Source organism: Streptomyces sp. T028 (assembly GCF_048159505.1).
Classification (GTDB): Bacteria; Actinomycetota; Actinomycetes; order Streptomycetales; family Streptomycetaceae; genus Streptomyces.
On record NZ_JBLRVZ010000021.1, the window covers coordinates 130,430 to 154,436 of the forward strand.

Genomic DNA, 24,007 nt, shown 5'->3' on the forward strand with positions numbered 1-24,007 from the left:
AGATGACGGATCTGACAGTGGACACCCTGCGGTTCGCCACCGCCGGTTCCGTCGACGACGGCAAGTCCACCCTCGTGGGACGGCTGCTGCACGACTCCAAGTCGGTCCTCGCCGACCAGTTGGAGGCCGTGGAGACCGCCTCCCGCAACCGCGGCAAGGACGCGCCCGACCTGGCTCTCCTCACGGACGGGCTGCGGGCGGAGCGCGAGCAGGGCATCACGATCGATGTCGCGTACCGCTACTTCGCCACGCCGAAGCGGCGGTTCATCCTCGCCGACACCCCGGGCCATGTGCAGTACACCCGCAACATGGTCACCGGCGCCTCGACGGCCGAGCTGGCGATCGTCCTGATCGACGCCCGCAACGGCGTGGTCGAACAGACCCGGCGGCATGCGGCGGTCGCCGGGCTGCTGCGCGTCCCGCAGGTCGTGCTGGCCGTCAACAAGATGGACCTCGTCGACTACCGGCAGGACGTCTTCGAGCGGATCGTCGAGGAGTTCGCCGCCGACGCCGCCGAGTTCGGGCTGCCCGGCTTCACCCCGATCCCGGTGTCGGCGCTCGTCGGCGACAACGTGGTCGAGCGGTCGGCGCACATGGACTGGTACACCGGTCCGGCCCTGCTGGAGTTCCTGGAGAACGTTCCCGTCGGCACCGACGCGGCCGACGCGCCCGCCCGGTTCCCGGTGCAGTACGTCATCCGGCACGGCGATGTCCGCCACTACGCAGGCCAGTTGACGTCGGGCTCCCTGCGGGTCGGCGACCGGGTGACCGTCCATCCGTCCGGCGAGACCTCCGAGGTCGCCGCCATCGACGTACTGGGCGAGGACGTCCGGGTGGCGTACGCGCCGCAGTCGGTCGGGGTGCGGCTGGCGGACCAACGGGACGTCTCGCGCGGGGACATGATCACGGCGGGCGCCGGCGCGCCGACGCTCACGCAGGATGTGCGGGCGGCCGTGTGCCATCTGGCCGACCGTCCGCTGCGGGTCGGCGACCGGGTGCTGCTCAAGCACACCACCAGGACCGTCAAGGCACTGGTGAAGGACCTGGGCGGGGCGTCCGGGCTGGCCGTGAACGACCTGGGCCGGATCACCCTGCGCACCGCGGAGCCGCTCGCGCTGGACGACTACGGGGTGTCTCGGCGCACGGGTGCGTTCATCCTGATCGACCCGGCCGACGGGGCGACGCTCACGGCGGGCATGGTGGAGCTCGACTGAGGTACGCGTTCGGCTGAGGTAGGCGTTCTCACCTCCTGTTTCAAACCGCCCTCCCCTCCAGGAGGGCGGTTTTTTCTGCGCGGCCCGCGCAGTGTCACCGCTCGTCAATAACGCGGTAACAACGGGAGCAGGCAGGCGAGACGGAGCGTTGGGCGGGGTAAGCCACCTGTTAGCCGTACCATTCCTGAAGCTGAAAGCAGGACCGCCTGATGTCGATCACCGGACCCTGCGCCAAGAACGGACTCGCCTTGCAAGATCGCCCCTCCGATTCGGCCGCCTCCTGGCGGATCGCACTGCCGCACTCCGCCGCGGCCGTGCCGGTGGCCCGTGCACTGGTCCGTACGGCGCTGGCGGAGCTGGAGCACGGAGCGGACAGCGACACCGCGGAGCTGCTGACGGCCGAGCTGGTCGCGAACGCCGTGGAGCACACCGACGCCGGGGACGCCCCGATAGAGCTGGTGGTGGAGCTGCGGCCGTCCGGCTGCCAGGTCGAGGTGCACGACCACGATCCGATGCCGCCGGGTGACCTCACCCGGCCCTCCGGCGCGGAGCCCGACCCGTGGCTGGAGCACGGGCGGGGGCTGCTGCTGATCCGCGCGCTGAGTTCGTCGTGCGGGCACCGCCCCACCGACAAGGGCAAGGCAGTGTGGTTCCGACTGGCCGTGGTGCCACCGCAGTGGCGGCCTCGGCCCGAATGAGCCGCTGAGCCGCGTCAGGCGAGGGTGGCGACCAGGACGGCCTTGATGGTGTGCAGTCGGTTCTCCGCCTCGTCGAAGACGACCGAGTGGGACGACTCGAAGACCTCGTCGGTGACCTCCAGCGAGTCCAGGCCGTGGGCCTCGTGGATCTCGCGGCCCACCTTGGTGCCGAGGTCGTGGAAGGCCGGCAGGCAGTGCAGGAACCGGACGTCCGGGTTGCCGGTGGCACGCAGGACGTCCATGGTCACGGCGTACGGGGCGAGGGCGGCGATCCGCTCGTCCCAGACCTCCTTGGGCTCGCCCATGGACACCCAGACGTCGGTGGCGACGAAGTCGGCGCCGAGCACCCCCTCCGCGACGGACTCGGTGAGCGTGATGCGGGCGCCGCTGGTCTCGGCCAGCTCACGGGCCCGGTCGACGATCTCCTGGGCCGGCCAGTAGGTCTTGGGGGCGACGATCCGCACGTCCATGCCGAGCAGGGCGCCGGTGACGAGGTAGGAGTTGCCCATGTTGAAGCGGGCGTCGCCGAGGTAGGCGAAGGCGATGTCCGTCAGGGGCTTGGCGGTGTGCTCGGTCATCGTCAGGACGTCGGCGAGCATCTGGGTGGGGTGCCAGTCGTCGGTGAGGCCGTTGTAGACGGGCACCCCGGCGTACGCGGCGAGCTCCTCGACCTTCTGCTGGCTGTCGCCGCGGTACTCGATGCCGTCGTACATCCGGCCCAGGACGCGCGCGGTGTCCTTGACGGACTCCTTGTGGCCGATCTGGGAACCCGACGGGTCGAGGTAGGTGGTGGAGGCGCCCTGGTCGGCGGCGGCGACCTCGAACGCGCAGCGGGTGCGCGTCGAGGTCTTCTCGAAGATCAGCGCGATGTTCTTCCCGCGCAGGTGCCGCACCTCGGTCCCGGCCTTCTTGGCGGCCTTGAGCTCGGCGGCCAGCTCGATCAGGCCGCGGAACTCCTCCCCGGTGAAGTCCAGCTCCTTGAGGAAGTGGCGGCCGGCGAGGGCGGTCGGGACAGTCGCCATGGGGGCGCTCCAGAGGTACGTGAACGGGACTGTGGAACTCTATACGACGAATAGCATTTCTATACAGCCCCGCCCGCCCTCCTGTTCCCTACACGGCTCCCCGTTCGACCGGGCAGCTCATGCAGCGCGGCCCACCCCTGCCCCGGCCCAGCTCGCTGCCCGGGATCTCGATCACCTCGATGCCCTGTTTGCGCAGATGGGTGTTGGTGGTGGCGTTGCGCTCGTAGGCGACGACGACACCCGGTTCGACGGCGAGGACGTTGCAGCCGTCGTCCCACTGCTCGCGCTCGGCCGCGTGCACGTCCTGGGTGGCGGTGAGCACCCGGATCTCGTCGAGACCGAGGGCGGCGGCGATCGCGCGGTGCATGTGCTCCGGCGGATGGTCGGTGACCTTCAGCTCCTTCTCGCCGACGCCCTGCTCGATGGTGTACGAGCGGAGCATGCCGAGGCCGGCGTACTGGGTGAAGGTGTCGCCGTCGACCATCGTCATCACGGTGTCGAGGTGCATGAAGGCGCGCCGCTTCGGCATGTCCAGGGCCACGATGGTCCGCGCCGAACCGGCGGCGAACAGCTTGTGCGCGAGCATCTCGACGGCCTGCGGGGTGGTCCGCTCGCTCATGCCGATGAGCACCGCGCCGTTGCCGATGACGAGGACGTCACCGCCCTCGATGGTCGAGGGGTAGTCGGCCTGCCCCTCGGACCAGACATGGAACGCCTCCGTCCGGAACAGGGGGTGGTGCCGGTAGATCGCCTCGAAGTGCACGGTCTCCCGCTGCCGGGCGGGCCAGCGCATGGCGTTGACGGCGACGCCGTCGTAGATCCAGGCGGAGGTGTCGCGGGTGAAGAGGTGGTTGGGCAGCGGGGCGAGGAGGAAGTCGTCGAGTTCCATGACGTGGAAGCGCACGGAGGTCGGCTCGGGGTTGGCCTCCAGGAACTCCCGTTTGGTCATGCCTCCGACGAGGCTCTCGGCCAGGTCGGCCGCGGACAGGTTCGCGAAGGCGGCCCGGAGGTGGTCGGTGGCGAGCACCCCGTACTCCTTCTCGTCGAAGACGCGGTCCAGGACGAGCGCGCGGGCCTCCGGGATCTCCAGGGCCTCGACGAGCAGGTCGCCGAACAGATGGACCTCGACGCCACGGTCGCGCAGGACGTCGGCGAAACCGTCGTGCTCGGCGCGCGCCCGGCGCACCCAGAGCACGTCGTCGAAGAGCAGTGCGTCCTTGTTGCTGGGGGTGAGCCTTTTGAGCTCGAGATCCGGCCGGTGCAGGATGACGCGGCGCAGTGGCCCGGCCTCGGAGTCGACATGGAATCCCATGCCTCCATCCTGACCATCGGCGCCCGCCTTCACCCGCTCTTGTGTCGTTTCGCAACCGCTTGTTTTCGTCCTCTTGACGACAAGTGACTCCTCCGATTATCGTCTCAGTGACGAAATCAAGGCGAGGGGGACCTCTCATGGCCGACATCACCCGGCGGCTGGGCTGGCGCCATCTGCGCGGCGCCCCGACGGCGCACATCCGCCACCACCGCTCGGGCACGCTGGTGCACGACGGCCCGGGGCTCAGCTTCTGGTTCCGCGCGCTCACCGCGGCGCTCTCCGAAGTGCCGGTCGACGACCGCGAGTTGGCCATGACCTTCCACGCCCGCACGGTCGACTTCCAGGACGTCACCGTGCAGGCGACGGTGACCTACCGGATCAGCGACCCGGCCGTGGCCGCCGCCCGCCTCGACTTCTCCATCGACCCGGACACCGGCGTCTGGCGCGGCGCGCCGCTGGAGCAGCTGGGCACCCTGCTCACCGAGACGGCCCAGCAGCACGCACTGGACGTCCTCGCCCGTACGCCGCTGTCGGAGGCGCTGGTCGACGGGGTGACGGCGGTACGGGAGCGGGTCGCGGCGGGGCTGGCGGCGGAACCGCGCCTGCCGGCCACGGGCATCGAGGTGGTCGCCGTACGCGTGATGGCGCTGCGCCCGGAGCCGGACGTGGAGCGGGCGCTGCGCACCCCGGCCCGCGAGCAGATCCAGCAGGAGGCGGACCGGGCGACGTACGAACGGCGGGCGGTGGCGGTCGAGCGGGAGCGGACCATCGCCGAGAACGAGCTCGCCAGCAGGATCGAACTCGCCCGGCGCGAGGAGCAGTTGGTCGAACAGCGCGGCACCAACGCCCGCCGCGAGGCGGAGGAGACCGCGGCGGCGGACCGGGTAAGGGCGGAGGCCGAGGCGACCCGGACGGTCCGGCTCGCGGAGGCGGAGGCCGCGCGCTCGGTGAAGCTCGCCGAGGCCGAGGCGGCCAAGCAGGTGCACCTCGCGGACGCCGAGGCGCGGCGCACGGAGCGGCTGGCCGAGGCGGAGTCGGCACGCACGGTGAAGCTCGCGGAGGCGGAGGCCGAGGCGGCCCGCGGGGTCGGCGAGGCCCGGGCGCAGGCACAGGCGGCCTGGCTGCGCGTCCACGCCGACGTCGACGTCGCGACCCTGCACGCCCTCACCGGCACCCGGCTCGCGGAGAACCTGCCGCACATCGACAGCGTGACGATCTCGCCGGACGTGCTGACCGGGCTGCTCGCCAAGCTCGGGGCACAGCGGTGAGTCTCGCCCCGCGGGCCGTGCTGGTCCATCGCACCACGGAGTACGAGGAGCTGGTGGCCCGGCACGGCACGCACGGCCAGGCCGCCTTCTTCCTCTCCTCGCGGGGCCGGGACATCGAGGAGGTCGCCGAGCGGCACCGCCGCACCCGGCGCGCGCTGGCGGAGGTGACCTCGGCGATCCCCCTGACCTGGCGTCAGAGCCAGGTGGAGCGGGCCGACCTGGACCGCTTCCTGTTCGCGCCGGAGGACGTGGTGATCGTGGTGGGCCAGGACGGTCTGGTGGCGAACGTCGCCAAGTACCTCGCCGGGCAGCCCGTGGTCGGCATCGACACCGACCCCGGCCGCAACCCGGGCGTCCTGGTCCGCCACCGCCCCGCCGACGCGGGCGCCCTGCTGCCCTCGGCGCTCGCCTCCGCGACCGGGGTGTCCGAGCTGACCATGGTCGAGGCCGTCGCCGACGACACCCAGCGGCTGCTGGCCCTCAACGAGATCTATCTGGGCGCCGCCGGTCACCAGACCGCCCGCTACCGCCTGGGCCTCGAGGACGACGGGGGTGTCGTCGAGGCCCAGGCCTCCTCCGGGGTGCTGGTCGGCACCGGCACGGGCGCCACCGGCTGGATCCGCTCGGTCTGGCAGGAGCGGGGCGGGAGCCTCAGACTGCCCGCGCCGACGGAGGAACGGCTGGTGTGGTTCGTACGGGAGGCCTGGCCGTCACCGGCGACGGGCACGTCCTGCGTGGCGGGCGAGCTGACCGCCGGGGGCCGGCTGACCCTCACCGTCGAGTCCGAGCGGATCATCGCGTTCGGGGACGGGATCGAGAGCGACGCGGTGGAGCTGACCTGGGGACAGACGGTGCGGGTGGGGGTGTGCGGGGAGCGGCTGCGGCTCGTGGGGTGACGCGGTGGCCCCTGGGCCGATAGAGGGAAATGTGCGGCTGTGACGGCGGGTCGTCGGCCGAGGCGTGGGACACCTCTGGTAAACGCCCCCTCTGCGACAGGAGCCTGCCTTGCCTCCCATACGTACGATCCCGGGAAGGTGGCGCGCCCGCTGCGCCCTGACCGGGGTCCTCGCAGCCGTCGCCGTTCTCTGCGGGATGCTGCCCGCCGGTGCGAGAACCGGACTGACCTGGACCATTCTGACGTCCGAGCCGTCGGCCCGGGCGGACGCGGCCGGCGCCGCCGCCCCCTGCCCCAGTGGGCAGACCGGTAACTGCCTCTACTCCGTAGGCGGTTACGACGGCACCTCGCCGCTGGCCACGACGCGGTCGTACAACCGGACCACCAACCAGTGGACGACACTGTCGAACCTGCCCACGCCCCGCAGCGGGCTCGGCGCGGCGGCCGCCCCCTGCCCGTCGGGACTGGGCGGGACGTGTGTGTACGCCGTCGGAGGTGAGCAGGGCAGCACCATCCTGAAGACCGTGCAGTTCTACAACCCCGCGACCCTCGCCTGGAGCACGATCACGCAGCTGAACACGGCCCGCTCGGCCCTCGGGGTGGCGGCCGCGCCCTGCCCGTCCGGTCAGACCGGTACCTGTGTCTACGCCGTGGGGGGTACGGGCACCAGCGGCGCCCTGGCGAGCGTGGAGTCCTTCAACCCCGCCACCCTGACCTGGACCACTCTCTCGTCACTGAGTCAGGCCCGGAGCAACCTCGGGGCGGCGGCCGCGCCCTGCCCGTCCGGTCAGACGGGAACCTGCGTCTACGCGGTCGGCGGATTCGACTCGTCGGGCTACTCCGACACGGTGGAGTCCTACAACCCCGTCTCGAAGGCCTGGAGCCTGGTGGCGCGGCTCCCCGTCGAGCGGTCGTCGCAGGCCGTGGCCTCCACGACCTGCCCACCGGGCCAGACGGGCACCTGCGTGTACGCGCTGGGCGGCACGAACATCACCGACCAGGACACGGCCCTGTCGTACAACCCGCTCTCCAACGCCTGGACCACCCTGCCGGCCCTGCCGACATCCCGCTACGCGGCGGCCGCCGCGGCCCTGCCCTGCCCACCCGGAGCCACCGGTAACTGCGTCTACGTCTCCGGTGGCTACCACAACCTCGTTCCGGTAGCCACCCTGGAAGCCCTCGACCCTCCGGTCGTCACGGGACGCTGACGTCACAGCCTCGGGTCCACCGGCTCCGACTCCAGGGCCAGTACCCCGAACACCGCCTCGTGGACGCGCCACAGCGGTTCGCCGTCGGCGAGGCGGTCCAGGGCCTCCAGGCCGAGCACGTACTCGCGGATCGCCAGCGACCGCTTGTGGTTCAGGAAGCGTCCGCGCAGCCGGGCCAGGTGGTCGGGGCGGGTGTACTCCGGGCCGTAGATGATCCGGAGGTACTCCCGGCCCCGGCACTTGATGCCGGGCTGCACCAGGCGGCCCTCGCTGCTGCGCACCAGGGCGCCGAGCGGCTTGACGACCATGCCCTCGCCGCCCCGGCCGGTCATCTCCAGCCACCAGTCGACGCCGGCCCGCACCGACTCGGGGTCGGCGGTGTCGACGTACAGCCGGCCGGTGGTCTGCAGCAGTCCGGTGGTGTCGTGCTCCACCAGCCGGTCCAGCAGGGCCAGTTGCCCGTCGTGCGGCAGGCCCGCGAGGCTGCGGCCCTGCACGGCGAGCAGCTGGAAGGGGGCCAGGCGTACGCCGTCCAGGCCGTCCGTGGTCCAGCAGTAGCGGCGGTACGCCTCCGTGAACGCGGCCGCGTCCGAGGCGCGCTCACGCTGCCGGGCCAGCAGGTCCGAGACGTCGACGCCCCGGGCCGCCGCACCCTCCAGCGCGGCCAGCGCGCCCGGGAAGACGGCCCCGGAGGCGGCGCCGACCGCCGCGTACTGGGAGCGCAGCAGGCCCGACGCCTTCAGCGACCACGGCATCAGCTCGGCGTCCAGCAGCAGCCAGTCCGTGTCGAGCTCCGCCCACAGTCCGGCCGCGTCCACGGCGGCCCGTACCCGGCCGAGGATCTCCTCGGTCACCGACACGTCGTCGAAGAACGGGCGTCCGGTACGGGTGTAGAGCGATCCCGTAGGACCGTCGACTCCGAAGCGCCTGCGCGCCGTCTCCGCGTCGCGGCACACCAGGGCCACCGCCCGCGAGCCCATGTGCTTCTCCTCGCACACGACCCGCTCGACCCCGTCCGCCGCGTACTGCGCGAACGCCTCCGCCGGGTGCTCCAGGTAGCCATCAACATGGCTGGTGGCGGTGGGGGCCATGGTCGGGGGCAGGTACGGCAGCAGCCGCGGGTCGACCGCGAACCGGCTCATGACCTCCAGGGCCGCGGCCGCGTTCTCCTCACGGATCGAGACCCGCATCTGGCCGTCGTACCGGGTCTCGACGATCCGGCGGCCGTGGACGTCCGCCAGGTCGAGCGGCCGCCCGTCGTGCCCACCGGGCGCCTCGGAGCGCAGCGGCTTCACCGGCTCGTACCAGACCTGCTCCGCCGGTACGTCGACCAGCTCGCGCTCCGGCCAGCGCAGCGCGGTGAGCTTGCCGCCGAAGACCGCGCCGGTGTCCAGGCAGATGGTGTTGTTCAGCCAGGTGGCCTCCGGGACGGGCGTGTGGCCGTAGACGACCGCCGCCCGGCCCCGGTAGTCCTCCGCCCACGGGTAGCGCACCGGCAGCCCGAACTCGTCGGTCTCGCCGGTGGTCTCGCCGTACAGCGCGTGCGAGCGGACCCGGCCGGAGGTGCGGCCGTGGTACTTCTCCGGCAGACCGGCGTGGCAGACCACCAGCCGGCCGCCGTCGAGGACGTAGTGGCTGACGAGACCGTCGATGAACTCCCGTACCTCGGCGTGGAACTCCTCGCTCTCGTCCTCCATCTGCTCGATGGTCTCGGCGAGTCCGTGGGTGTGCTGGACCTTGCGGCCCTTGAGGTAACGACCGTACTTGTTCTCGTGGTTGCCCGGCACGCACAGGGCGCTGCCCGACTTCACCATGGCCATCACACGGCGCAGCACACCCGGGCTGTCCGGGCCCCGGTCGACGAGGTCGCCGACGAAGACGGCCGTACGGCCCTCCGGGTGCACGCCGTCGGTGTAGCCCAACTTGCCCAGCAGGGACTCCAGTTCGGCGGCGCAGCCGTGGATGTCGCCGATGATGTCGAACGGGCCGGTGAGATGGGTCAGGTCGTTGAAGCGCTTCTCGGTGACGACGCCGGCGTTCTCGACGTCCTCCACGCCGCGCAGGACGTGCACCTTGCGGAAGCCCTCGCGCTCCAGGTGGCGCAGGGAGCGGCGGAGTTCGCGGGTGTGGCGCTGGATGACCCGGCGCGGCATGTCGGCGCGGTCGGTGCGGCCCGCGTTGCGCTCGGCGCACACCTCCTCCGGCACGTCGAGCACGATGGCGATGGGCAGCACGTCGTACTGCTTGGCCAGGTCGACCAGCTGCCGGCGGGCGTCCTGCTGGACGCTGGTGGCGTCGACGACCGTGCGTCGCCCGGCGGCGAGCCGCTTGCCCGCGATGTAGTGCAGGACGTCGAAGGCGTCCCGAGTGGCGCTCTGGTCGTTCTCGTCGTCGGAGACCAGGCCCCGGCAGAAGTCGGAGGAGATGACCTCGGTGGGCTTGAAGTGCCTGCGCGCGAAGGTGGACTTGCCGGAGCCGGAGGCGCCGACCAGCACGACGAGGGAGAGGTCGGTGACGGGGAGGACCCGCCCCTGCTTCCGTCCCTGCTTCGCTGTGTCCCGGTTCTCGCTGTCCCGGTTCTCGGTCATGCCGCCTTCGCCTCCTTCTCGTTCGTGGTGCGGGCCGTGAACACGGCCATCTGGGTGGGCGGTCCCACCTCGGGGTCGTCCGGGCCGACGGGCACGAACTCCACGGTGTAGCCGTGCCGTTCGCCGACCGCGGCCGCCCAGGCGCGGAACTCCTCGCGGGTCCACTCGAAGCGGTGGTCACCGTGTCTCACGTGTCCGGCCGGGAGGGACTCCCAGCGGACGTTGTACTCGACGTTCGGGGTGGTCACGACGACCGTGCGGGGGCGGGCCGCGCCGAACACCGTGTACTCCAGGGCGGGCAGCCTCGGCAGATCGAGATGCTCGATCACCTCGCTGAGCACGGCCGCGTCGTAGCCCTTGAGCCGGGTGTCGGTGTAGGCGAGCGAGCCCTGCACGAACCGGACGCGGGACGCCTGCCGCTCGCCCATCCGGTCCAGCTTCAGCCGGCGGGCGGCGATGGTGAGCGCGCGCATCGACACGTCGACGCCGACGATCTCGGTGAACGCCGGGTCCTTCAGCAGCGCCTGCACCAACTGGCCCTGGCCGCAGCCGAGGTCGAGCACCCGGGCGGCACCGCAGGCCCGCAGCGCCTCGATGATCGCGTCGCGGCGCTGGACGGCCAGCGGGGTCGGCTTCTCCTCGGTCTCGGCCTCCGCCCCGACCGCGTTGTCGATGTCCTCGACCGCGCTGTCGTCGCTCTCGGCGAGCCGCACCAGCTCCAGCCGCTCCATCGCCTGCCGGGTCAGCGACCAGCGGCGCGAGAGGAACCGGCTGGTGATCAGCTTGACCTCGGGGTGGTTGTACAGCCAGGCCCCGCCGGCGCGCATCAGCTTGTCGACCTCGTCCTCGGCGACCCAGTAGTGCTTGGCGTCGTCGAGGACCGGCAGCAGTACGTACAGGTGGCGCAGGGCCTCGGCGAGGGTCAGCGCCTCCGACTCCAGGACGAGCCGTACGTACCGCGAGTCGCCCCACTCCGGGAACGCGGAGTCGAGGGCCACCGGGTCGGCGGTCACCGTCCAGCCCAGCGGCTCGAAGAGCCGTTGTACGAGCCCGGGGCCGCCGCGAGCGGGCAGCGCGGGCACCTCGATGCGCAACGGCCGGGCCTGCGCGGGGAGTTCGGGCTTCGCGGTGCACACGGCCCGCATCGCGCTGGAGAAGACGCCGCTCAGCGCGACGGCCAGCAGCGAGGAGGCCGCGTACGGGCGGTCGTTGACGTACTGGGCGAGTGCCGCGTCGGGTGCGCCGCCGCGGCCCTTGCCCTTGCCGCGCCGGACCAGCGCCACGGCATCCACCTCCAGCAGCAGCGCCGCTGTACAGCGTTCGGCGTCGGCCTCGGGGTAGAGGACGTGCGCCGTGCCGTAGGACGTGGAGAACGCCTGTGATTTCCCGGGATGCTTGTGCAGCAGGTAGCCCAGGTCGGTGGCGGGGCGTTCCGGGGTGCCGGTGGTGGTGATCGTCAGGAACACGGTGGGTGCCTCGAAGGGTCGGGAAGGAGCGAAAGCGCTGGTCGTGCGCTTGTGCGCAGCTCCAACGTACAGAGCCGCGGGCGCGAGGGCGTGCGATTTTCCGACTACCGCTCCGCCCGTTTCCAGGCGCCGACGCCGAGCTTGCCGGTGGTGCCGAGGTCGTGGGCCTTCGCCACGATGGGGGGTGTCGTAGGTGGAGTCGATCCCGGCGGTCCCCCGGGCCCCGGACGTCACCGCTCCGGTAACACAACCCCCTCCCTCTCACTCCTCTCCTCCCGCACCTCCCTCTCCTCCCGCTCCTCCCTCGCCGCCAGCTTGCGCAGCATCTCCAGGACGCGGTCCCTGGACTCGTCGGCCGCGTCGATGGCCTCCATGCACTGCCAGTACGTGCCCTGGTCGTCCGCCGCGCTGGCGACGGCGACGAGGGCGATGCCGACCTCGCCGAGCAGACCGCCCAGGTCGATCAGGGCCACGCGGGCGTCGTCCAGCGCGGTGAGCTGGGCGGCCCGCAGGTCGGCGTGGTCGAGGTCGGGGGTGTCCAGCACCCCGCAGCCCCGGCCCGCCAGCTCGGTCAGTCCGAGGGCCTCGCCGCGCAGTTCGGGCGGGCCCGAGACGGCCAGACGACTCCCTATCGCCTGCGCCAGGGCCTGGGCCTGCCAGACCTCCGTGAGGACCTCCGCTCTTTCCCCGCTGCCCGCGAGCGCGTGCCTGCTGGTCAGGATGAGTCGCACCGCGTCCATGCGCCACCCCCGTCTGTCCGACGTGCTCCTCGCACGTCCGCCCGAACTCCCTTGCGCACCGCCCTCGCGCACAGAGAGCGTTCCACTACCCAGAGTGAAGGCCTGTGGGGCGAAAAGCCAGAGGAAGACGGAAATCTGTGGACAACAAATCGGTTTCGGGCCAGTGAACGACTCCGGAGAGTGAAAGCGGACGGCGGGAGTCCCGCAGTTGTCCACAGCCCGGGCGGTCCACAGCCCCGGCGGTCTACGGCGCCGTCGGTCTACGGCGCCGGAAACCTGCGTTCGTTGCGGTCGATCTTCGCGTGCAGGGCGGCGAGCGGGTCGATGCCGAGCACCTCGCACAACTGCAGCAGATAGGCGAGGACGTCGGCGACCTCGTCGCTCACCCGGTGCGCGGTCTCGGGGTCGTCCATGACCCGCGCCGACTCCTCGGGGGTCAGCCACTGAAAGATCTCGACCAGTTCGGAGGCCTCCACGCTGAGCGCGGAGACGAGGTTCTTGGGGGTGTGGAAGGGCTGCCAGTTCCGCGCGGCCGCGAACTCGGCCAGCCTGCGCTGGAGTTTCGCCACGTCCAGGTGTTCTGTCACCCTCCCAGGTGTACCACCGTCACCCCGTCGGTCCGGACGGCGTACGACGGGTCGCTCACCGCCGCGACACAACGGATGTGGCCGCGGTCGGCCATGCGCACGGCCAGCCTCAGCAGGCCCGCGCGCTGGTGTACGTCCAAGCCGCGGTCGAGGTTGTCGCAGAGCAGGGTGAGCGCCTGCATCGCTGAGGGCACCTCGCCGGCCGTGTCCAGGTCGAGGACGCCGGGGCCGGTGAGGAGGACCAGGGCGAGGGCGACGTAGCGCAGTTCGCCGTAGCCGAGCCGGGCGAGTTCCGTGCCGGTGCCGTCGCCGCGGTCGAGCACCGCGCGGACCGTACCGTCGGGCAGGGGCTCCGCCCGCAGGTCGACGACCTGTCCGGCGCAGCCGGCGTCGAGGGCGGCGACCAGTTGCGCGTGCCGGCGGGCGCACTCCTCGCGGGTGCGCCAGAGCACGTCGGCGAGGTTGTCGCAGCCGCCGAGCAGCCGTCCGGAGCCGGTGGGCACCGGGGCGCCCATCCACTCCGGCTGGGGGTCGCAGACGAAGACGGACCGCAGCGCGACCACCATCTGTTCGGCGGCGGCGAGCACCTTCCGCTGCCCGTCGGTCCTGCCGGCGACGCGCAGTGGCAGCAGGGCGGTGCCGAGGCGGTCGTCGGGGAGGGGCGCACGGGTGACGGGCGCCGCTCCTCCGGTGTGCCAGGCGGCCTGCACCGTACGGCGTCCCGGATCCCGCAGCGCGGTCTCCAGCAGCACCAGCCCGTCGCCGCTCAGCCGCTCCCCCACGATCCGCAGCTCGGGTTCGGCCTGTACGGCGACATCGAGCCGGACCTGGCCCGCGGGGCCGTGGGCGGTGCAGCCGATACGGAAGCCGCGCCGCCGCTGGGCGTCGGGGCGCGCCCGCTCAGGGACACAGGAAAGGGGATCGGGAAACACGTCGGCGACCCGTGCCCCACCGCCGAGCCGCGCCAGCGCCTCGTACGCCCGCACCGCCGTGGTCTTCCCGCTCCCACTGGCCCCCGCGACCACGGTCACCGCCCCCAACGCCAACCGAACCCGCCGATGCCCGGCAAACGCGTCCAGCCGCAACTCGGTCAGACAGGGCCGAAGGAGCCGACCGGGGCCGGGCGAGCCCTCGGGGTGGGCGGGAGTGGTCGAAGCGGGGGGCGCGGTCATGTCCGGACCGTAGGGCCGCGTCCACCGGGCGAACCGTTCCGGCCCCGCCGACTTCCCACGATCGAGCGACACGCCCGGCTGACACCCCCCGCCGCCTCACGGGCAGCGCCGCCCCGTCAGACCCCCGCGCCCTCCATGATCCCGCTCACCTCGGTGCCCGGTGGGGTGAGGAGGAAGACGTTGCGGTCGACGCGGTGCATGCCGCTGGCGAGGCCGAAGACGACGCCGGTGGAGAAGTCGAGGACGCGTTTGGCGACCTCGGTCTCCGCGCTGCTGAGGTCGAGGAGGACCGGGATGCCGGCCATCAGTGTCTCGGCGACCTCGCGGGCGTCGGCGAAGACGTTGACCCGCAGCACGACGAAGCGCCGCCGGGTCTCCGTGACGTCGTCGGGGAGCGAGCGGTGATTCACCGCCGACGGCCACGCGTCCCGGCCCCGCAAGGGAACGACCTGGGCGAGCCCTTCCCACTGTTCATCGGTGACGTCGTACCGGTTCACCGGCTCCCCCCGAACTGACTCGCACTCAATGCCTGCACCAGCCAATTCTTACGCCAAGTCACCCGTTCGGCCCAACAACGACACGGACGGCGACCGGTTCGGGCGTCCCACCGGCGCTTCTTACCCCAGATACCTCGCTGGTGACACCCGGTCGGCGGACACGGTCGGCGGTGTCCGCCCTCCCGGAACCCCCCGCGCAGTGGCATCGCGTGCTGACCCTGCTCTCCGCCGTCAGTCTCTTCATCGGCACCCGCTCGGTGTGGTCGACGGCCGCGAGCCACAAGGTCGTCGTGGCCGCCGTCATCTCGGTCTGTTACGCGTCGATCCTGGTGTGCTGGTCACCGCCGTGGTCCTGGTGCTGTGCGCCTGGGCGGTGTACCGCCAGGGCGGCGACGAGGCGCGGTGCTCACCACCCGGGCCGCCCACGAGATCGCCGCCGGGCGCCCCGTCTACGACCGGCCGTGTCCCTGGCTGTTCGGCCACGGCACGGCCGCCCTCACACCGACCGTGTACGGCGGGTACGACTTCCGCGGATGCTGCCCGCGCCGTGTCGGCCGGCCGCGACCACGGCGTGCCTCGGCTTCTCGTTCCTGCCGATGTACGGGCGGCAGGGCTACCCGGCGATCCTCGCGCTGGCGCTGCTGCTGCCGGCGGTGGTGCGCTGGCCGCGGACCGGGCGGGGCGGGCCGCTCGGCCCGGCGGGCGTGGCCCGTGCGGCGTGCCTGGGCGCGGCCTGCGCCGCACAGCAACTGTCCTGGTTCGTGGTGCCGTTCCTGCTGGCCGCGCGCCCCCGGGACGGTTACCGGACACTTGTCCAGTTCTCCACCCTTCAGGGTGGAGGTGTAGGACATCCTCGCCCGGACGGCCCGCAGGAGCGCAGCGCCACCGCTGAAGTCGCCTTGTCCGACAACACAGTTGGCGGACCTACCGCCGGACGGGCGGGAAGTCAGGCCTGTGGAGGCCTTGCAAGACCGCCCTCGGGTGGCAGGGGCCGGTGAAGCAGGAACCCGAGGGAGCACCGCGTAGCGGTGCTGACCGGAATCACCTGCGTTCACGCAGGCGAGGGCGTCAATACCTGATGCTGACGCCGTTGTGGCTGGCGTCCGCGGTCACCGCGCCGCATGCTCGCGGGTCCGGGGCGGCATCCGGCGCGGGTCGCCGCGGCCGTTCTGGTACTGCTGCCCGCCCTGGCGAGCGCGACGGCGGCGGCCACCGGGTCGCCCCCGCCGCGGATGCGGGTGACGGCGGCCCGGCACGCCTCGGCGACCGCCGTGACGCTGATGACCGTGCGGGTCACCAACACCGGCGGCAGCGCGCTCGCTCCGCACTTCACGCTCACCACCGGCCAGGGCATGGACCCGTACTGGATCGTGGTCGCGGGGCCGCGCATCCTGCCCGCCCACACCACGGCCCGTTACGAACTCCGGCCGCCGAAGGGGACGTTCCGCCTTCCCCGGCCGAGCGTACGGATCAGGCTGCGCGCCTTCACGGCGGATCCGCAGACGCTGTCGAGCGCGGACGTCGGGACGGCCCTGCGGACTCCTGCCGTATGACTGCCGTACGACGGTGAAGTGACGGTACGTCAGGCGGTCGCGCGTGTGAAGCGGAGCGTGCCGGTGATCGTGGCCAGGCCCTTGATCATGCCCATCTGGTTCCAGCCCATGCCGAACTCGGCCCGGTCGACGGTGAATTCGGCGTCCAGCGTGACGGCGTCGGCGCTCGCGCCGGTCAGCTTCGCAGTGAAGGAGTGCGGCCGGCTGATGCCGCGCACGGTGAGCTGGCCGGACACCTGGACCGTGTCGGCGCCGCGGAGTTCGGCGGACCGCACGGCGTAGGTGATCTCGGGGTGGTTCGCGGCGTCGAAGAAGTCGGCACCGCGCAGGTGCTCGTCACGCTTGGCGTTCTTCGTGTCGAGGGAGGCCGCGTCCAGGGCGATCGTGCCGGTGGCGGAGCCGTCGGCCGCCACCTCTCCCCCGCCGCGCACGGCACCGAAGGTGCCCTTCACGGTCACCAGGCCCCACATCGTCTTGTGCTTGAGGGCGACGGCGGAGGCGGCGGTGTCGAGCGTCCACAGTCCGGTTTCCACGGCGACGGTCATGGTCGTTTTCCTGTTCCAGAGGGTGAGTCAGGGTGATTCAAATTTGGATGACTCGACGCTAGCCGACTATCCAAAACTGAACAACCCCCGTCGTCCAAAATTGGACCACGGTTACACTCGATGCATGGCCGACCCCGAGGAGCACAGCCCTGACCTGCCCGCATGCCCGTCCGCCCGGGGCACCGGGCTGCTGCCGCCCGAGCTGCGCGCCTGGATGGTGCTGCTCGCCGCGACGGGGGCCGTGGAGCAGCGGCTGCGGGCGGTGGTGAAGGAGCGGCTGGACGTCTCGCACGACGAGTTCCTGGTCCTGTGCCTGCTGGCGGAGCATCCCGAGGAAGGCCTGCGCATGACGCGGGTCGCCGAGCTGCTGGGCCGCCCCAAGACCCGGCTGACCTACCAGGTCGCCTGCCTCCAGCACACCGGCCTGGTCACCCGCCGCTCCGTCTGCGGCGACAAGCGGGGCGTCGAGATCGCCCTCACCGACAAGGCCCGCACCCTCCTGCGCGAGGCCTCCGGCGCCCTCGCCGAGACGGTCACCGCGGCACTGGGCCATGTCATGGGCCCGGAACAGTGCGCGGCGATGAGCGGGCTGGTGCCCGGGACGGGGACGGAAGCGGGGACGGGAGCGGAAGCGGGGGCCGACGGGGAGGCGGAGCCCGTCGGCGCTTCCGACTGAGGACCGAGGGCTGAGGCGCGTCTCGCCTACCTGGCGTCCGCCAGTTCCTTCGGCTGCTCGGTCCGCGCCGGTTCCCCGACGTGGCTCTCGCCGAAGGCCCTGCGGCCGGGGAGGACCACGAGGACGATCACCGTGCCGACGGCCATGATGATCCCGCCGATCAGGCTGGTCTGGGCGACGCTGTGGGCGAAGGCCTCGTGGACGGCGTCCATCAGGGCCTGGGCCTGCCGGGGTCCGCCGGCCGGGTTCGTCGCGATCCGCTCGGCGACCGCGATACCGCCGCCGTCCGGCGCGGTGTCGTTGGCGCCGCCGCCGACGCCCAGCTCCGACTCGGGGAAGGAGCCCATGATCGTGTCGGTGGCCGGGGAGACGCTCAGCCCGATCGCGAAGCCGAGCAGCAGCGAGGGCAGGAAGTCGGTGTACGTGGAGCCGGTCTCGATCCGAGTGAGCAGGAAGACGCCCGCGCTGCCGATGGCCATACCGGCCAGCGGCAGCAGCCGTACGCCGGTCTCCAGCGCGTCGTAGCCGAGGACGAACCGCAGGAACTGGGTGGAGTAATAGATCGAGCCGAAGGTGCCGAAGAAGAAGAACAGCACCGCGCGCATCGACCCGCTGAACGGCCGCCCGGCGAACTTGCGCACGTCCAGCATGGGGTGCGGGTGGCGCAGCTCCCAGACGACGAAGGCCACCAGGCCCACCGCGGCGACCACGGCCGCGGTGACCGGGCCGGCGCCCCAGCCGAAGTGCGGGCCCTCGATCGTGGCGTACACCAGGGAGCCGACCGAGACGATCGACAGCAGTCCGCCGACGTAGTCGATCCGGCCCATGCCCGCCGCCTTCGACGGCGGCACCAGGGCGAGGGCGCCGAGGGGACGGCGACGACCGCGATGGGGACGTTGATCAGGAAGGTCGAGCCCCAGGCGTGGTCCTCCAGCGGCCAGTCGGCGACCAGCGGGCCCACGGCGATGGCGAGACCGGAGGTGGCGGTCCAGGCGGTGACGGCCCGCGCCCGCTCCCGCCTGGGGAACATCGCGACCAGCAGCGACAGCGTGGCCGGCATGACCACCGCGGCGCCGACACCCATGACCGCGCGGGCCGCGATGACCAGGGACGTCTCGTCGACCAGGCTGCCCGCCACCGAGCCGCCCGCGAAGACCAGCAGGCTCACCAGCCAGATTAGCGATGCGTAGCCATACCGTGACAGACTGTCACACGCGCGCTCGGCGCCCAGGCGACGTCGGGCACCCTCCTCGGCGAGATCGCGAGACCTCACCGACCAGCGTCCGGAGGGACGCGTCACGAGGACTGACGGCTCCCGCCGTTCAGCACCAGGACACGAAGGCGATTGGCTCACATCCCTGAGGAACACTGGGGGTCCCTAAGTCAATCAGAGACGCAGGCAGAGCACGAGAAGGGCCCGACGAGATAATTGCCCACCGATGTGCAGACTAATTGATTGCCCAGTCGCGTGCAAATAACGGGGCGGGTTCTCGTCGCGGGCGGGTACGGAAACGCCGAAGGGGCCCTCAGGGAGGGCCTTTTCGACACATGTGCGCCGCCTCTTACTCCGGGGCGGCCGTCTCCGCGACCACCGCGCCCGCCCGCTCGGCCGGCACCCCGGCCGCGATGAGAGTGATGACGGCGGTCCGGGTACCGTCGTCCTCCAGCGCACCGGTGTTGACCTGCTCCAGCAGGGCGAAGTGCATACCCTCCAGGCCCGCGGCCAGCACGGCGGGCGGCAACTGGGCGTGGAAGACGCCGTCGCGCTGACCGCGCTCCAGGATGGACGTGACCTCGTCACGGGCCGGCGCCAGGATCTCACCGACGCGCTCCATGCCCAGATCGCGCCGGGCGAGCGAGAGCAGCAGCCGGTAGCGGTCGCCGACGGGCCAGATACGGCGCACGAAGTGCGCGAGCGCCCGCTCGGCCGGTTCCTCCGGCGGACTCGTCGTCGCCAGCACCCCGCGCAGCGTCTCGGACGCCTCCTCCGCGAGCGCCTCCAGCAGTGCGGCCCGCCCGGGGAAGTGCCCGAACAGAGTGCGCCGTACGACACCGGAGGCGCGCGCCAGCTCCTCCAGGGTGACGTCCGGGTTCCGGCCGAGCTCACGGCGGGCCGTCTCGAGGATGCGCGCCCGGTTGGACCGCGAATTTCGGCGCTGCGGCTCGCGGGCCACGGGCTTGGTCACGGCGGAACCTCGGTGGATCGGTGCGGACGGCGGACGGCGGAGGGTCGACGATGGACGCCCATTCTGGCACGGCCCCGCCCGGCCCGGGCCGCGAAACGACACTCCAAACTTGTCGCCCTCGCTTTCTTGAACTCTTCGTGTTTAGCCCGCTAGGTTGTCCCCATGACCACACCCCAGCCCCGCCCCGTCGCCGATGAGCTGCGCGGTGCCGGCCTGCGGGTGACGGCCGCCCGCGTCGCGCTGCTCGAGACCGTCCGCGGCGGCGATCACCTCGATGTCGAGGCGATCGCGGCCGGAGTGCGCGACCGCGTCGGCCACATCTCCGTACAGGCCGTGTACGAGGCGCTGCACGCGCTGACCGCGGCCGGACTCGTACGCCGTATCGAGCCGCCCGGCAGCCCCGCGCGGTTCGAGGGACGCGTCGGGGACAACCACCACCACCTCGTGTGCCGCTCGTGCGGCGTCGTCGCCGACGTCGACTGCGCGGTCGGTCACACCCCCTGTCTCACCGCGTCCGACGACCACGGCTTCGCCATCGACGAGGCCGAGGTCATCTACTGGGGCCTGTGCCCTGCCTGTTCCACCGCTGACACCGCTGACACCGCTTCCACCGCCGGTACCTGAGCAACACCGCGATTTCCCGCAGCAGCACCGTGATTTCCCCCAGCTCGGAAGGAACCCCCATGTCTGAGACCCCCTCGTCCGAGGCGAAGTGCCCGGTCGCCCACGACCGTGCGGCACACCCCACCCAGGGCGGTGGCAACCGCCAGTGGTGGCCGGAGCGGCTCAACCTGAAGATCCTCGCCACGAACCCCGCGGTGGCGAACCCGCTCGGTGAGGACTTCGACTACGCGGAGGCGTTCAACAACCTCGACCTGGCGGCCGTCAAACAGGACATCGCCGCGGTGCTGACCGAGTCGCAGGACTGGTGGCCGGCCGACTTCGGCAACTACGGCCCGCTGATGATCCGTATGGCCTGGCACAGCGCGGGCACCTACCGCATCTCCGACGGCCGCGGCGGCGCCGGCGCCGGCCAGCAGCGCTTCGCGCCGCTGAACAGCTGGCCGGACAACGGCAACCTGGACAAGGCCCGCCGTCTGCTGTGGCCGGTCAAGAAGAAGTACGGCCAGAGCATCTCCTGGGCCGACCTGATGATCCTGACCGGCAACGTGGCCCTGGAGCAGATGGGCTTCGAGACCTTCGGCTTCGGCGGCGGCCGCGCCGACGTCTGGGAGGCCGAGGAGGACGTCTACTGGGGTCCCGAGAAGGTCTGGCTGGACGACCAGCGCTACAGCGGCGACCGCGACCTGGAGAACCCGCTCGGCGCCGTCCAGATGGGCCTCATCTACGTCAACCCCGAGGGCCCCAACGGCAACCCGGACCCGATCGCCGCGGCCCGCGACATCCGTGAGACCTTCCGCCGCATGGCGATGAACGACGAGGAGACCGTCGCCCTCATCGCCGGTGGCCACACCTTCGGCAAGACCCACGGCGCCGGCCCGGCGGAGAACGTGGGCGCCGAGCCCGAGGCCGCCGCGATCGAGGCGCAGGGCCTCGGCTGGGCCAGCACCTACGGCTCCGGCAAGGGCGGCGACACCATCACCTCCGGCCTGGAGGTCACCTGGACCTCCACGCCGACCAGGTGGAGCAACAACTTCTTCTGGAACCTCTTCAGCTTCGAGTGGGAGCTGACCGAGTCCCCGGCCGGCGCCAAGCAGTGGACGCCGAAGGGCGGAGCGGGCGCGGGCACGGTGCCGGACGCCCACGACGCCTCGAAGAAGATCGCGCCGGGCATGCTCACCACCGACCTCGCGCTGCGCTTCGACCCGGTCTACGAGCAGATCTCCCGCCGCTTCCTGGAGAACCCGGACCAGTTCGCGGACGCGTTCGCCCGCGCCTGGTTCAAGCTGACCCACCGTGACATGGGCCCGAAGTCTCTGTACCTCGGCGCGGAGGTCCCGGCGGAGACCCTGATCTGGCAGGACCCGCTGCCGGAGGCCGAGGGCGAGGCCATCGACGCGGCCGACGTGACGGCCCTCAAGGCGAAGCTCCTCGCGTCCGGGCTGACCGTGTCCCAGCTGGTCTCCACCGCCTGGGCCTCCGCCTCCACCTTCCGCGGCAGCGACAAGCGCGGCGGTGCCAACGGCGCCCGTATCCGCCTGGAGCCGCAGCGCGGCTGGGAGGCGAACGACCCCGACCAGCTCCGTCACGTCCTCAGCGTCATCGAGGGCGTCCAGGCCGAGTTCAACTCCGGCGCCAAGAAGGTCTCCGTCGCCGACCTGATCGTCCTCGGCGGTGCCGCCGCGATCGAGAAGGCCGCGAAGGACGCCGGCGTCGACGTGGAGGTCCCCTTCACGCCGGGCCGTGTCGACGCGACCGACGAGCACACGGACGCCGAGTCGTTCGCGGCGCTGGAGCCGTACTGGGACGGCTTCCGCAACTACACCGGCAAGGGCACCCGCCTCCCGGCCGAGTACCTGCTGATCGACAAGGCGAACCTGCTCACCCTGAGCGCCCCCGAGATGACGGTCCTCGTCGGCGGTCTGCGTGTCCTCGGCGCCAACAGCGGCGAGTCCAAGCACGGCGTGTTCACCGACACCCCGGGCGTGCTGACCAACGACTTCTTCGTCAACCTGCTCGAGCTGGGCACGACCTGGAAGTCCACCTCGGAGGACCAGCACACCTTCGAGGGCCGCGACGACGAGGGCAACCTGAAGTGGACCGGCACCCGTGCCGACCTCGTCTTCGGCTCCAACTCCGAGCTGCGCGCCCTCGCCGAGGTCTACGCGAGCGACGACGCGAAGGAGAAGTTCGTGAACGACTTCGTCGCGGCGTGGGTCAAGGTCTCGAACCTGGACCGGTTCGACCTGGTCTGACCTCTGCTCGACCGGTAAGCAGCTGAGCGGCGTCCGGGCCGGCCATCGCGGTCGACCCGGACGCCGTCGCGTCTGCGGGTATCGCCCCCGAACAGCGAAGGAGCCCTCCCGTGACCAGCCGTGTCACCTTCGTCTCGCCCGCGATGAACGACTCCCTGCGTCAGGCCCGTTTCGACGACGGGTGCTCGCTCGACGCGGGCGGGCGGGCACGGGCGCGGGCCGCCGCCGGGTCCCTGCCTCCCGCCGTTCGGGTCGTGGTCTCGCCCAGTGCGCGCTGCCGGGAGACGGCGGCCGCCCTCGGTCTCGACGGGGTCGAGGAGGAGCCGCTGGCGGGGCTGGACGTGGGGCGCTGGCGGGGGCTGACCCTCGCCGAGGCCGGCGCCGCCGAGCCGCAGGAGGTGGGCCGCTGGATGGCCGATCCGCAGTCGGCGCCGCACGGCGGGGAGTCCGTGGTGGACCTGTGCGCACGGGTGGGCGACTGGCTGCGGGCGGCGTCGGAGACGGACGGTCACACCGTCGTGGTGGTCGAGCCGGAGATCGTACGGGCCGTGGTGACGGAGGTGCTGGGGGCGCCCGCGGCGGCCTTCTGGCGGCTCGACGTACCGCCGCTGACGGCCACCTCGGTCAGCGGGCGCGACGGCCGGTGGAACGTACGGCTCGGGCAGGCCCTGGGGCCCGACCCCGCCGAAGGACAGTCCGCATGACAGGGCCCCCGGACGGATCCGGGGGCCCTGTGCCGGTCGGGCCGGTCTACTGCGTGACGGCCACCGCCGGCACCCTCGCGGGCCTCGGGTTCAGGAGCCGTTCGGCCAGTTCGCCGAAGACGAGGCCGAAGCCCGTCCACAGCGTGATCTGCAGGGCGAGGGTGGAGAGGCGGAACCGCCACAGCACGGTGGCCGGGAAGTCCGCCGGGACCTCGTTGACGGCGGGCAGGAACGCGTACGCCAGACCGATCAGGGCGACGAAGCCGAGCACGGCGACGACGGTGGCGTACCAGGTGCCGAGCCTCGGCGCGAGCCGCTTGCCGGTGATCACCGCGGCGATCGCGAGGAGCACACCGAGCAGCATCATCAGGAAGAACAGCGTGGTGCGCTGGGAGATGGTGTCGTGGTCGCCGACGGCGGGCGGGTTGGCCGGGTACTTCAGGAACGGTACGACGTACACGGCGAGCAGCGCGGCCCCCGAGAGCAGCAGCGCCGTGGCGCGGGGGCCGAAGCGGCCGATCCGGCCGAGGGCGAAGCAGTAGGCGAGGGCGGCGATGCCGCCGAAGGCGACCCCGTAGACCAGAACGCCGGTGGCGAGACCGGCGGTGGACTGCAGGGAGCGGGAGACGAGTTCGACCTCGTGCTCGTGGGCGGCGGCGTGGGACTCCTCGTAGCCGATGGCGCTGTCGACGCTGGGCTCGCCCAGGAAGTAGGCGACGACGAGGGCGAGCACGCCGGCCGCGAGGCCGGCGAGCATGCCCCGCACGAGAAGGTTTCGCACGGTTGCGGAGTTCATGGCG

At 71.8% G+C, this 24,007-nt stretch carries 21 protein-coding genes and 1 pseudogene; 10 read left to right on the plus strand and 12 right to left on the minus strand.

Annotation, left to right across the window (positions count from 1 at the left end; genetic code table 11):
- Positions 1-2: 2 nt before the first annotated feature.
- Together ACLZN2_RS21490 and ACLZN2_RS21495 are read left to right on the plus strand one after the other, a co-directional pair.
- On the plus strand, positions 3-1,214 hold the full coding sequence (locus ACLZN2_RS21490; protein ID WP_416980441.1) for a sulfate adenylyltransferase subunit 1: 1,212 nt from the start codon (positions 3-5) through the stop codon (positions 1,212-1,214).
- 209 nt (positions 1,215-1,423) lie between these two features.
- Positions 1,424-1,912, plus strand: a complete 489-nt coding sequence (locus ACLZN2_RS21495) for an ATP-binding protein (protein ID WP_416980443.1) — start codon at positions 1,424-1,426, stop codon at positions 1,910-1,912.
- 14 nt (positions 1,913-1,926) lie between these two features.
- Here ACLZN2_RS21495 and argF read toward each other — a convergent pair whose 3' ends face one another.
- Both argF and ACLZN2_RS21505 read right to left on the minus strand, forming a co-directional pair.
- The gene (gene argF / locus ACLZN2_RS21500; RefSeq protein ID WP_416980445.1) at positions 1,927-2,934 is read right to left on the minus strand and encodes an ornithine carbamoyltransferase; all 1,008 of its coding nucleotides are present in this window, start codon (positions 2,932-2,934) and stop codon (positions 1,927-1,929) included.
- Positions 2,935-3,022: 88 nt separating this feature from the next.
- Positions 3,023-4,246 carry an arginine deiminase gene (locus tag ACLZN2_RS21505; RefSeq protein WP_416980447.1) on the minus strand — a complete coding sequence of 408 codons (1,224 nt, stop codon included), beginning with the start codon at positions 4,244-4,246 and terminating at the stop codon, positions 3,023-3,025.
- Positions 4,247-4,383: 137 nt separating this feature from the next.
- Here ACLZN2_RS21505 and ACLZN2_RS21510 point away from each other — a divergent pair, with 137 nt between their 5' ends.
- From ACLZN2_RS21510 to ACLZN2_RS21520, 3 genes are all read left to right on the plus strand, one after another.
- Entirely contained in the window at positions 4,384-5,514 is a 1,131-nt protein-coding gene (locus ACLZN2_RS21510) for an SPFH domain-containing protein (RefSeq protein ID WP_416980449.1), read from the plus strand.
- Complete coding sequence (locus ACLZN2_RS21515; RefSeq protein ID WP_416980451.1) at positions 5,511-6,410, plus strand: hypothetical protein; 900 nt, start codon at positions 5,511-5,513, stop codon at positions 6,408-6,410. Before ACLZN2_RS21510 ends, ACLZN2_RS21515 begins: the two co-directional genes overlap by 4 nt.
- A 109-nt stretch (positions 6,411-6,519) precedes the next feature.
- Positions 6,520-7,617: a Kelch repeat-containing protein gene (locus ACLZN2_RS21520; protein ID WP_416980453.1), complete on the plus strand. Its 1,098-nt coding sequence runs from the start codon at positions 6,520-6,522 to the stop codon at positions 7,615-7,617.
- 2 nt (positions 7,618-7,619) lie between these two features.
- On the opposite strand, the gene ACLZN2_RS21525 is transcribed toward ACLZN2_RS21520, so the two are convergent.
- The 6 genes from ACLZN2_RS21525 to ACLZN2_RS21550 all read right to left on the minus strand — a co-directional run bounded on the left by ACLZN2_RS21525 (position 7,620) and on the right by ACLZN2_RS21550 (position 14,667).
- Positions 7,620-10,205, minus strand: coding sequence for a polynucleotide kinase-phosphatase (locus tag ACLZN2_RS21525; protein WP_416980455.1), 2,586 nt, complete (start codon positions 10,203-10,205; stop codon positions 7,620-7,622).
- Positions 10,202-11,671, minus strand: a complete 1,470-nt coding sequence (locus tag ACLZN2_RS21530) for a 3' terminal RNA ribose 2'-O-methyltransferase Hen1 (RefSeq protein ID WP_416980457.1) — start codon at positions 11,669-11,671, stop codon at positions 10,202-10,204. The genes ACLZN2_RS21525 and ACLZN2_RS21530 overlap by 4 nt, the downstream gene beginning before the upstream one ends.
- 230 nt (positions 11,672-11,901) lie before the next feature.
- Positions 11,902-12,411: a DUF6099 family protein gene (locus tag ACLZN2_RS21535; RefSeq protein ID WP_416980459.1), complete on the minus strand. Its 510-nt coding sequence runs from the start codon at positions 12,409-12,411 to the stop codon at positions 11,902-11,904.
- A gap of 260 nt (positions 12,412-12,671) precedes the next feature.
- Positions 12,672-12,998, minus strand: coding sequence for a nucleotide pyrophosphohydrolase (locus ACLZN2_RS21540; protein WP_416980461.1), 327 nt, complete (start codon positions 12,996-12,998; stop codon positions 12,672-12,674).
- Entirely contained in the window at positions 12,995-14,170 is a 1,176-nt protein-coding gene (locus ACLZN2_RS21545) for an ATP-binding protein (RefSeq protein WP_416980463.1), read from the minus strand. Before ACLZN2_RS21545 ends, ACLZN2_RS21540 begins: the two co-directional genes overlap by 4 nt.
- 116 nt (positions 14,171-14,286) lie before the next feature.
- A complete protein-coding gene (locus tag ACLZN2_RS21550; RefSeq protein ID WP_416980465.1) occupies positions 14,287-14,667 on the minus strand; it encodes a cell division protein SepF in 381 nt (126 codons plus the stop codon).
- 170 nt (positions 14,668-14,837) lie between these two features.
- On the opposite strand from ACLZN2_RS21550, the pseudogene ACLZN2_RS21555 reads away from it, so the two are divergent.
- Positions 14,838-16,220, plus strand: a pseudogene (locus ACLZN2_RS21555) (hypothetical protein).
- A 29-nt stretch (positions 16,221-16,249) separates the two neighbouring features.
- Here ACLZN2_RS21555 and ACLZN2_RS21560 read toward each other — a convergent pair.
- Positions 16,250-16,765 (minus strand): YceI family protein, encoded by a 516-nt coding sequence (locus ACLZN2_RS21560; RefSeq protein WP_416980467.1) that lies wholly within the window; start codon positions 16,763-16,765, stop codon positions 16,250-16,252.
- Positions 16,766-16,889: 124 nt separating this feature from the next.
- On the opposite strand from ACLZN2_RS21560, the gene ACLZN2_RS21565 reads away from it, so the two are divergent.
- On the plus strand, positions 16,890-17,441 hold the full coding sequence (locus tag ACLZN2_RS21565; protein ID WP_416980469.1) for a MarR family winged helix-turn-helix transcriptional regulator: 552 nt from the start codon (positions 16,890-16,892) through the stop codon (positions 17,439-17,441).
- A gap of 373 nt (positions 17,442-17,814) precedes the next feature.
- On the opposite strand, the gene ACLZN2_RS21570 is transcribed toward ACLZN2_RS21565, so the two are convergent.
- The gene (locus ACLZN2_RS21570; RefSeq protein ID WP_416980588.1) at positions 17,815-18,810 is read right to left on the minus strand and encodes an MFS transporter; all 996 of its coding nucleotides are present in this window, start codon (positions 18,808-18,810) and stop codon (positions 17,815-17,817) included.
- 193 nt (positions 18,811-19,003) lie between these two features.
- Positions 19,004-19,627 (minus strand): TetR/AcrR family transcriptional regulator, encoded by a 624-nt coding sequence (locus tag ACLZN2_RS21575; protein WP_416980471.1) that lies wholly within the window; start codon positions 19,625-19,627, stop codon positions 19,004-19,006.
- 162 nt (positions 19,628-19,789) lie between these two features.
- Between ACLZN2_RS21575 and ACLZN2_RS21580 the strand changes: the two genes are divergently transcribed.
- The 3 genes from ACLZN2_RS21580 to ACLZN2_RS21590 all read left to right on the plus strand — a co-directional run bounded on the left by ACLZN2_RS21580 (position 19,790) and on the right by ACLZN2_RS21590 (position 23,207).
- On the plus strand, positions 19,790-20,251 hold the full coding sequence (locus ACLZN2_RS21580; RefSeq protein WP_416980473.1) for a Fur family transcriptional regulator: 462 nt from the start codon (positions 19,790-19,792) through the stop codon (positions 20,249-20,251).
- A 59-nt stretch (positions 20,252-20,310) separates the two neighbouring features.
- On the plus strand, positions 20,311-22,503 hold the full coding sequence (katG, locus tag ACLZN2_RS21585) for a catalase/peroxidase HPI (protein WP_416980475.1): 2,193 nt from the start codon (positions 20,311-20,313) through the stop codon (positions 22,501-22,503).
- Between the two features lie 110 nt (positions 22,504-22,613).
- A complete protein-coding gene (locus ACLZN2_RS21590; RefSeq protein ID WP_416980477.1) occupies positions 22,614-23,207 on the plus strand; it encodes a histidine phosphatase family protein in 594 nt (197 codons plus the stop codon).
- A gap of 46 nt (positions 23,208-23,253) precedes the next feature.
- On the opposite strand, the gene ACLZN2_RS21595 is transcribed toward ACLZN2_RS21590, so the two are convergent.
- Entirely contained in the window at positions 23,254-24,003 is a 750-nt protein-coding gene (locus ACLZN2_RS21595) for a CbtA family protein (RefSeq protein WP_416980479.1), read from the minus strand.
- Positions 24,004-24,007 lie beyond the last annotated feature (4 nt).

Excerpts from the sequence above, each read along its gene's own strand:
- ACLZN2_RS21490 (WP_416980441.1), top strand. The coding sequence starts at position 3 with ATGACGGATCTGACAGTGGACACCCTGCGGTTCGCCACCGCCGGTTCC.
- ACLZN2_RS21495 (WP_416980443.1), top strand. The coding sequence starts at position 1,424 with ATGTCGATCACCGGACCCTGCGCCAAGAACGGACTCGCCTTGCAAGAT.
- argF (WP_416980445.1), bottom strand. The coding sequence starts at position 2,934 with ATGGCGACTGTCCCGACCGCCCTCGCCGGCCGCCACTTCCTCAAGGAG.
- ACLZN2_RS21505 (WP_416980447.1), bottom strand. The coding sequence starts at position 4,246 with ATGGGATTCCATGTCGACTCCGAGGCCGGGCCACTGCGCCGCGTCATC.
- ACLZN2_RS21510 (WP_416980449.1), top strand. The coding sequence starts at position 4,384 with ATGGCCGACATCACCCGGCGGCTGGGCTGGCGCCATCTGCGCGGCGCC.
- ACLZN2_RS21525 (WP_416980455.1), bottom strand. The coding sequence starts at position 10,205 with ATGACCGAGAACCGGGACAGCGAGAACCGGGACACAGCGAAGCAGGGA.
- ACLZN2_RS21535 (WP_416980459.1), bottom strand. The coding sequence starts at position 12,411 with ATGGACGCGGTGCGACTCATCCTGACCAGCAGGCACGCGCTCGCGGGC.
- ACLZN2_RS21545 (WP_416980463.1), bottom strand. The coding sequence starts at position 14,170 with ATGACCGCGCCCCCCGCTTCGACCACTCCCGCCCACCCCGAGGGCTCG.
- ACLZN2_RS21560 (WP_416980467.1), bottom strand. The coding sequence starts at position 16,765 with ATGACCGTCGCCGTGGAAACCGGACTGTGGACGCTCGACACCGCCGCC.
- ACLZN2_RS21565 (WP_416980469.1), top strand. The coding sequence starts at position 16,890 with ATGGCCGACCCCGAGGAGCACAGCCCTGACCTGCCCGCATGCCCGTCC.
- ACLZN2_RS21580 (WP_416980473.1), top strand. The coding sequence starts at position 19,790 with ATGACCACACCCCAGCCCCGCCCCGTCGCCGATGAGCTGCGCGGTGCC.
- katG (WP_416980475.1), top strand. The coding sequence starts at position 20,311 with ATGTCTGAGACCCCCTCGTCCGAGGCGAAGTGCCCGGTCGCCCACGAC.
- ACLZN2_RS21595 (WP_416980479.1), bottom strand. The coding sequence starts at position 24,003 with ATGAACTCCGCAACCGTGCGAAACCTTCTCGTGCGGGGCATGCTCGCC.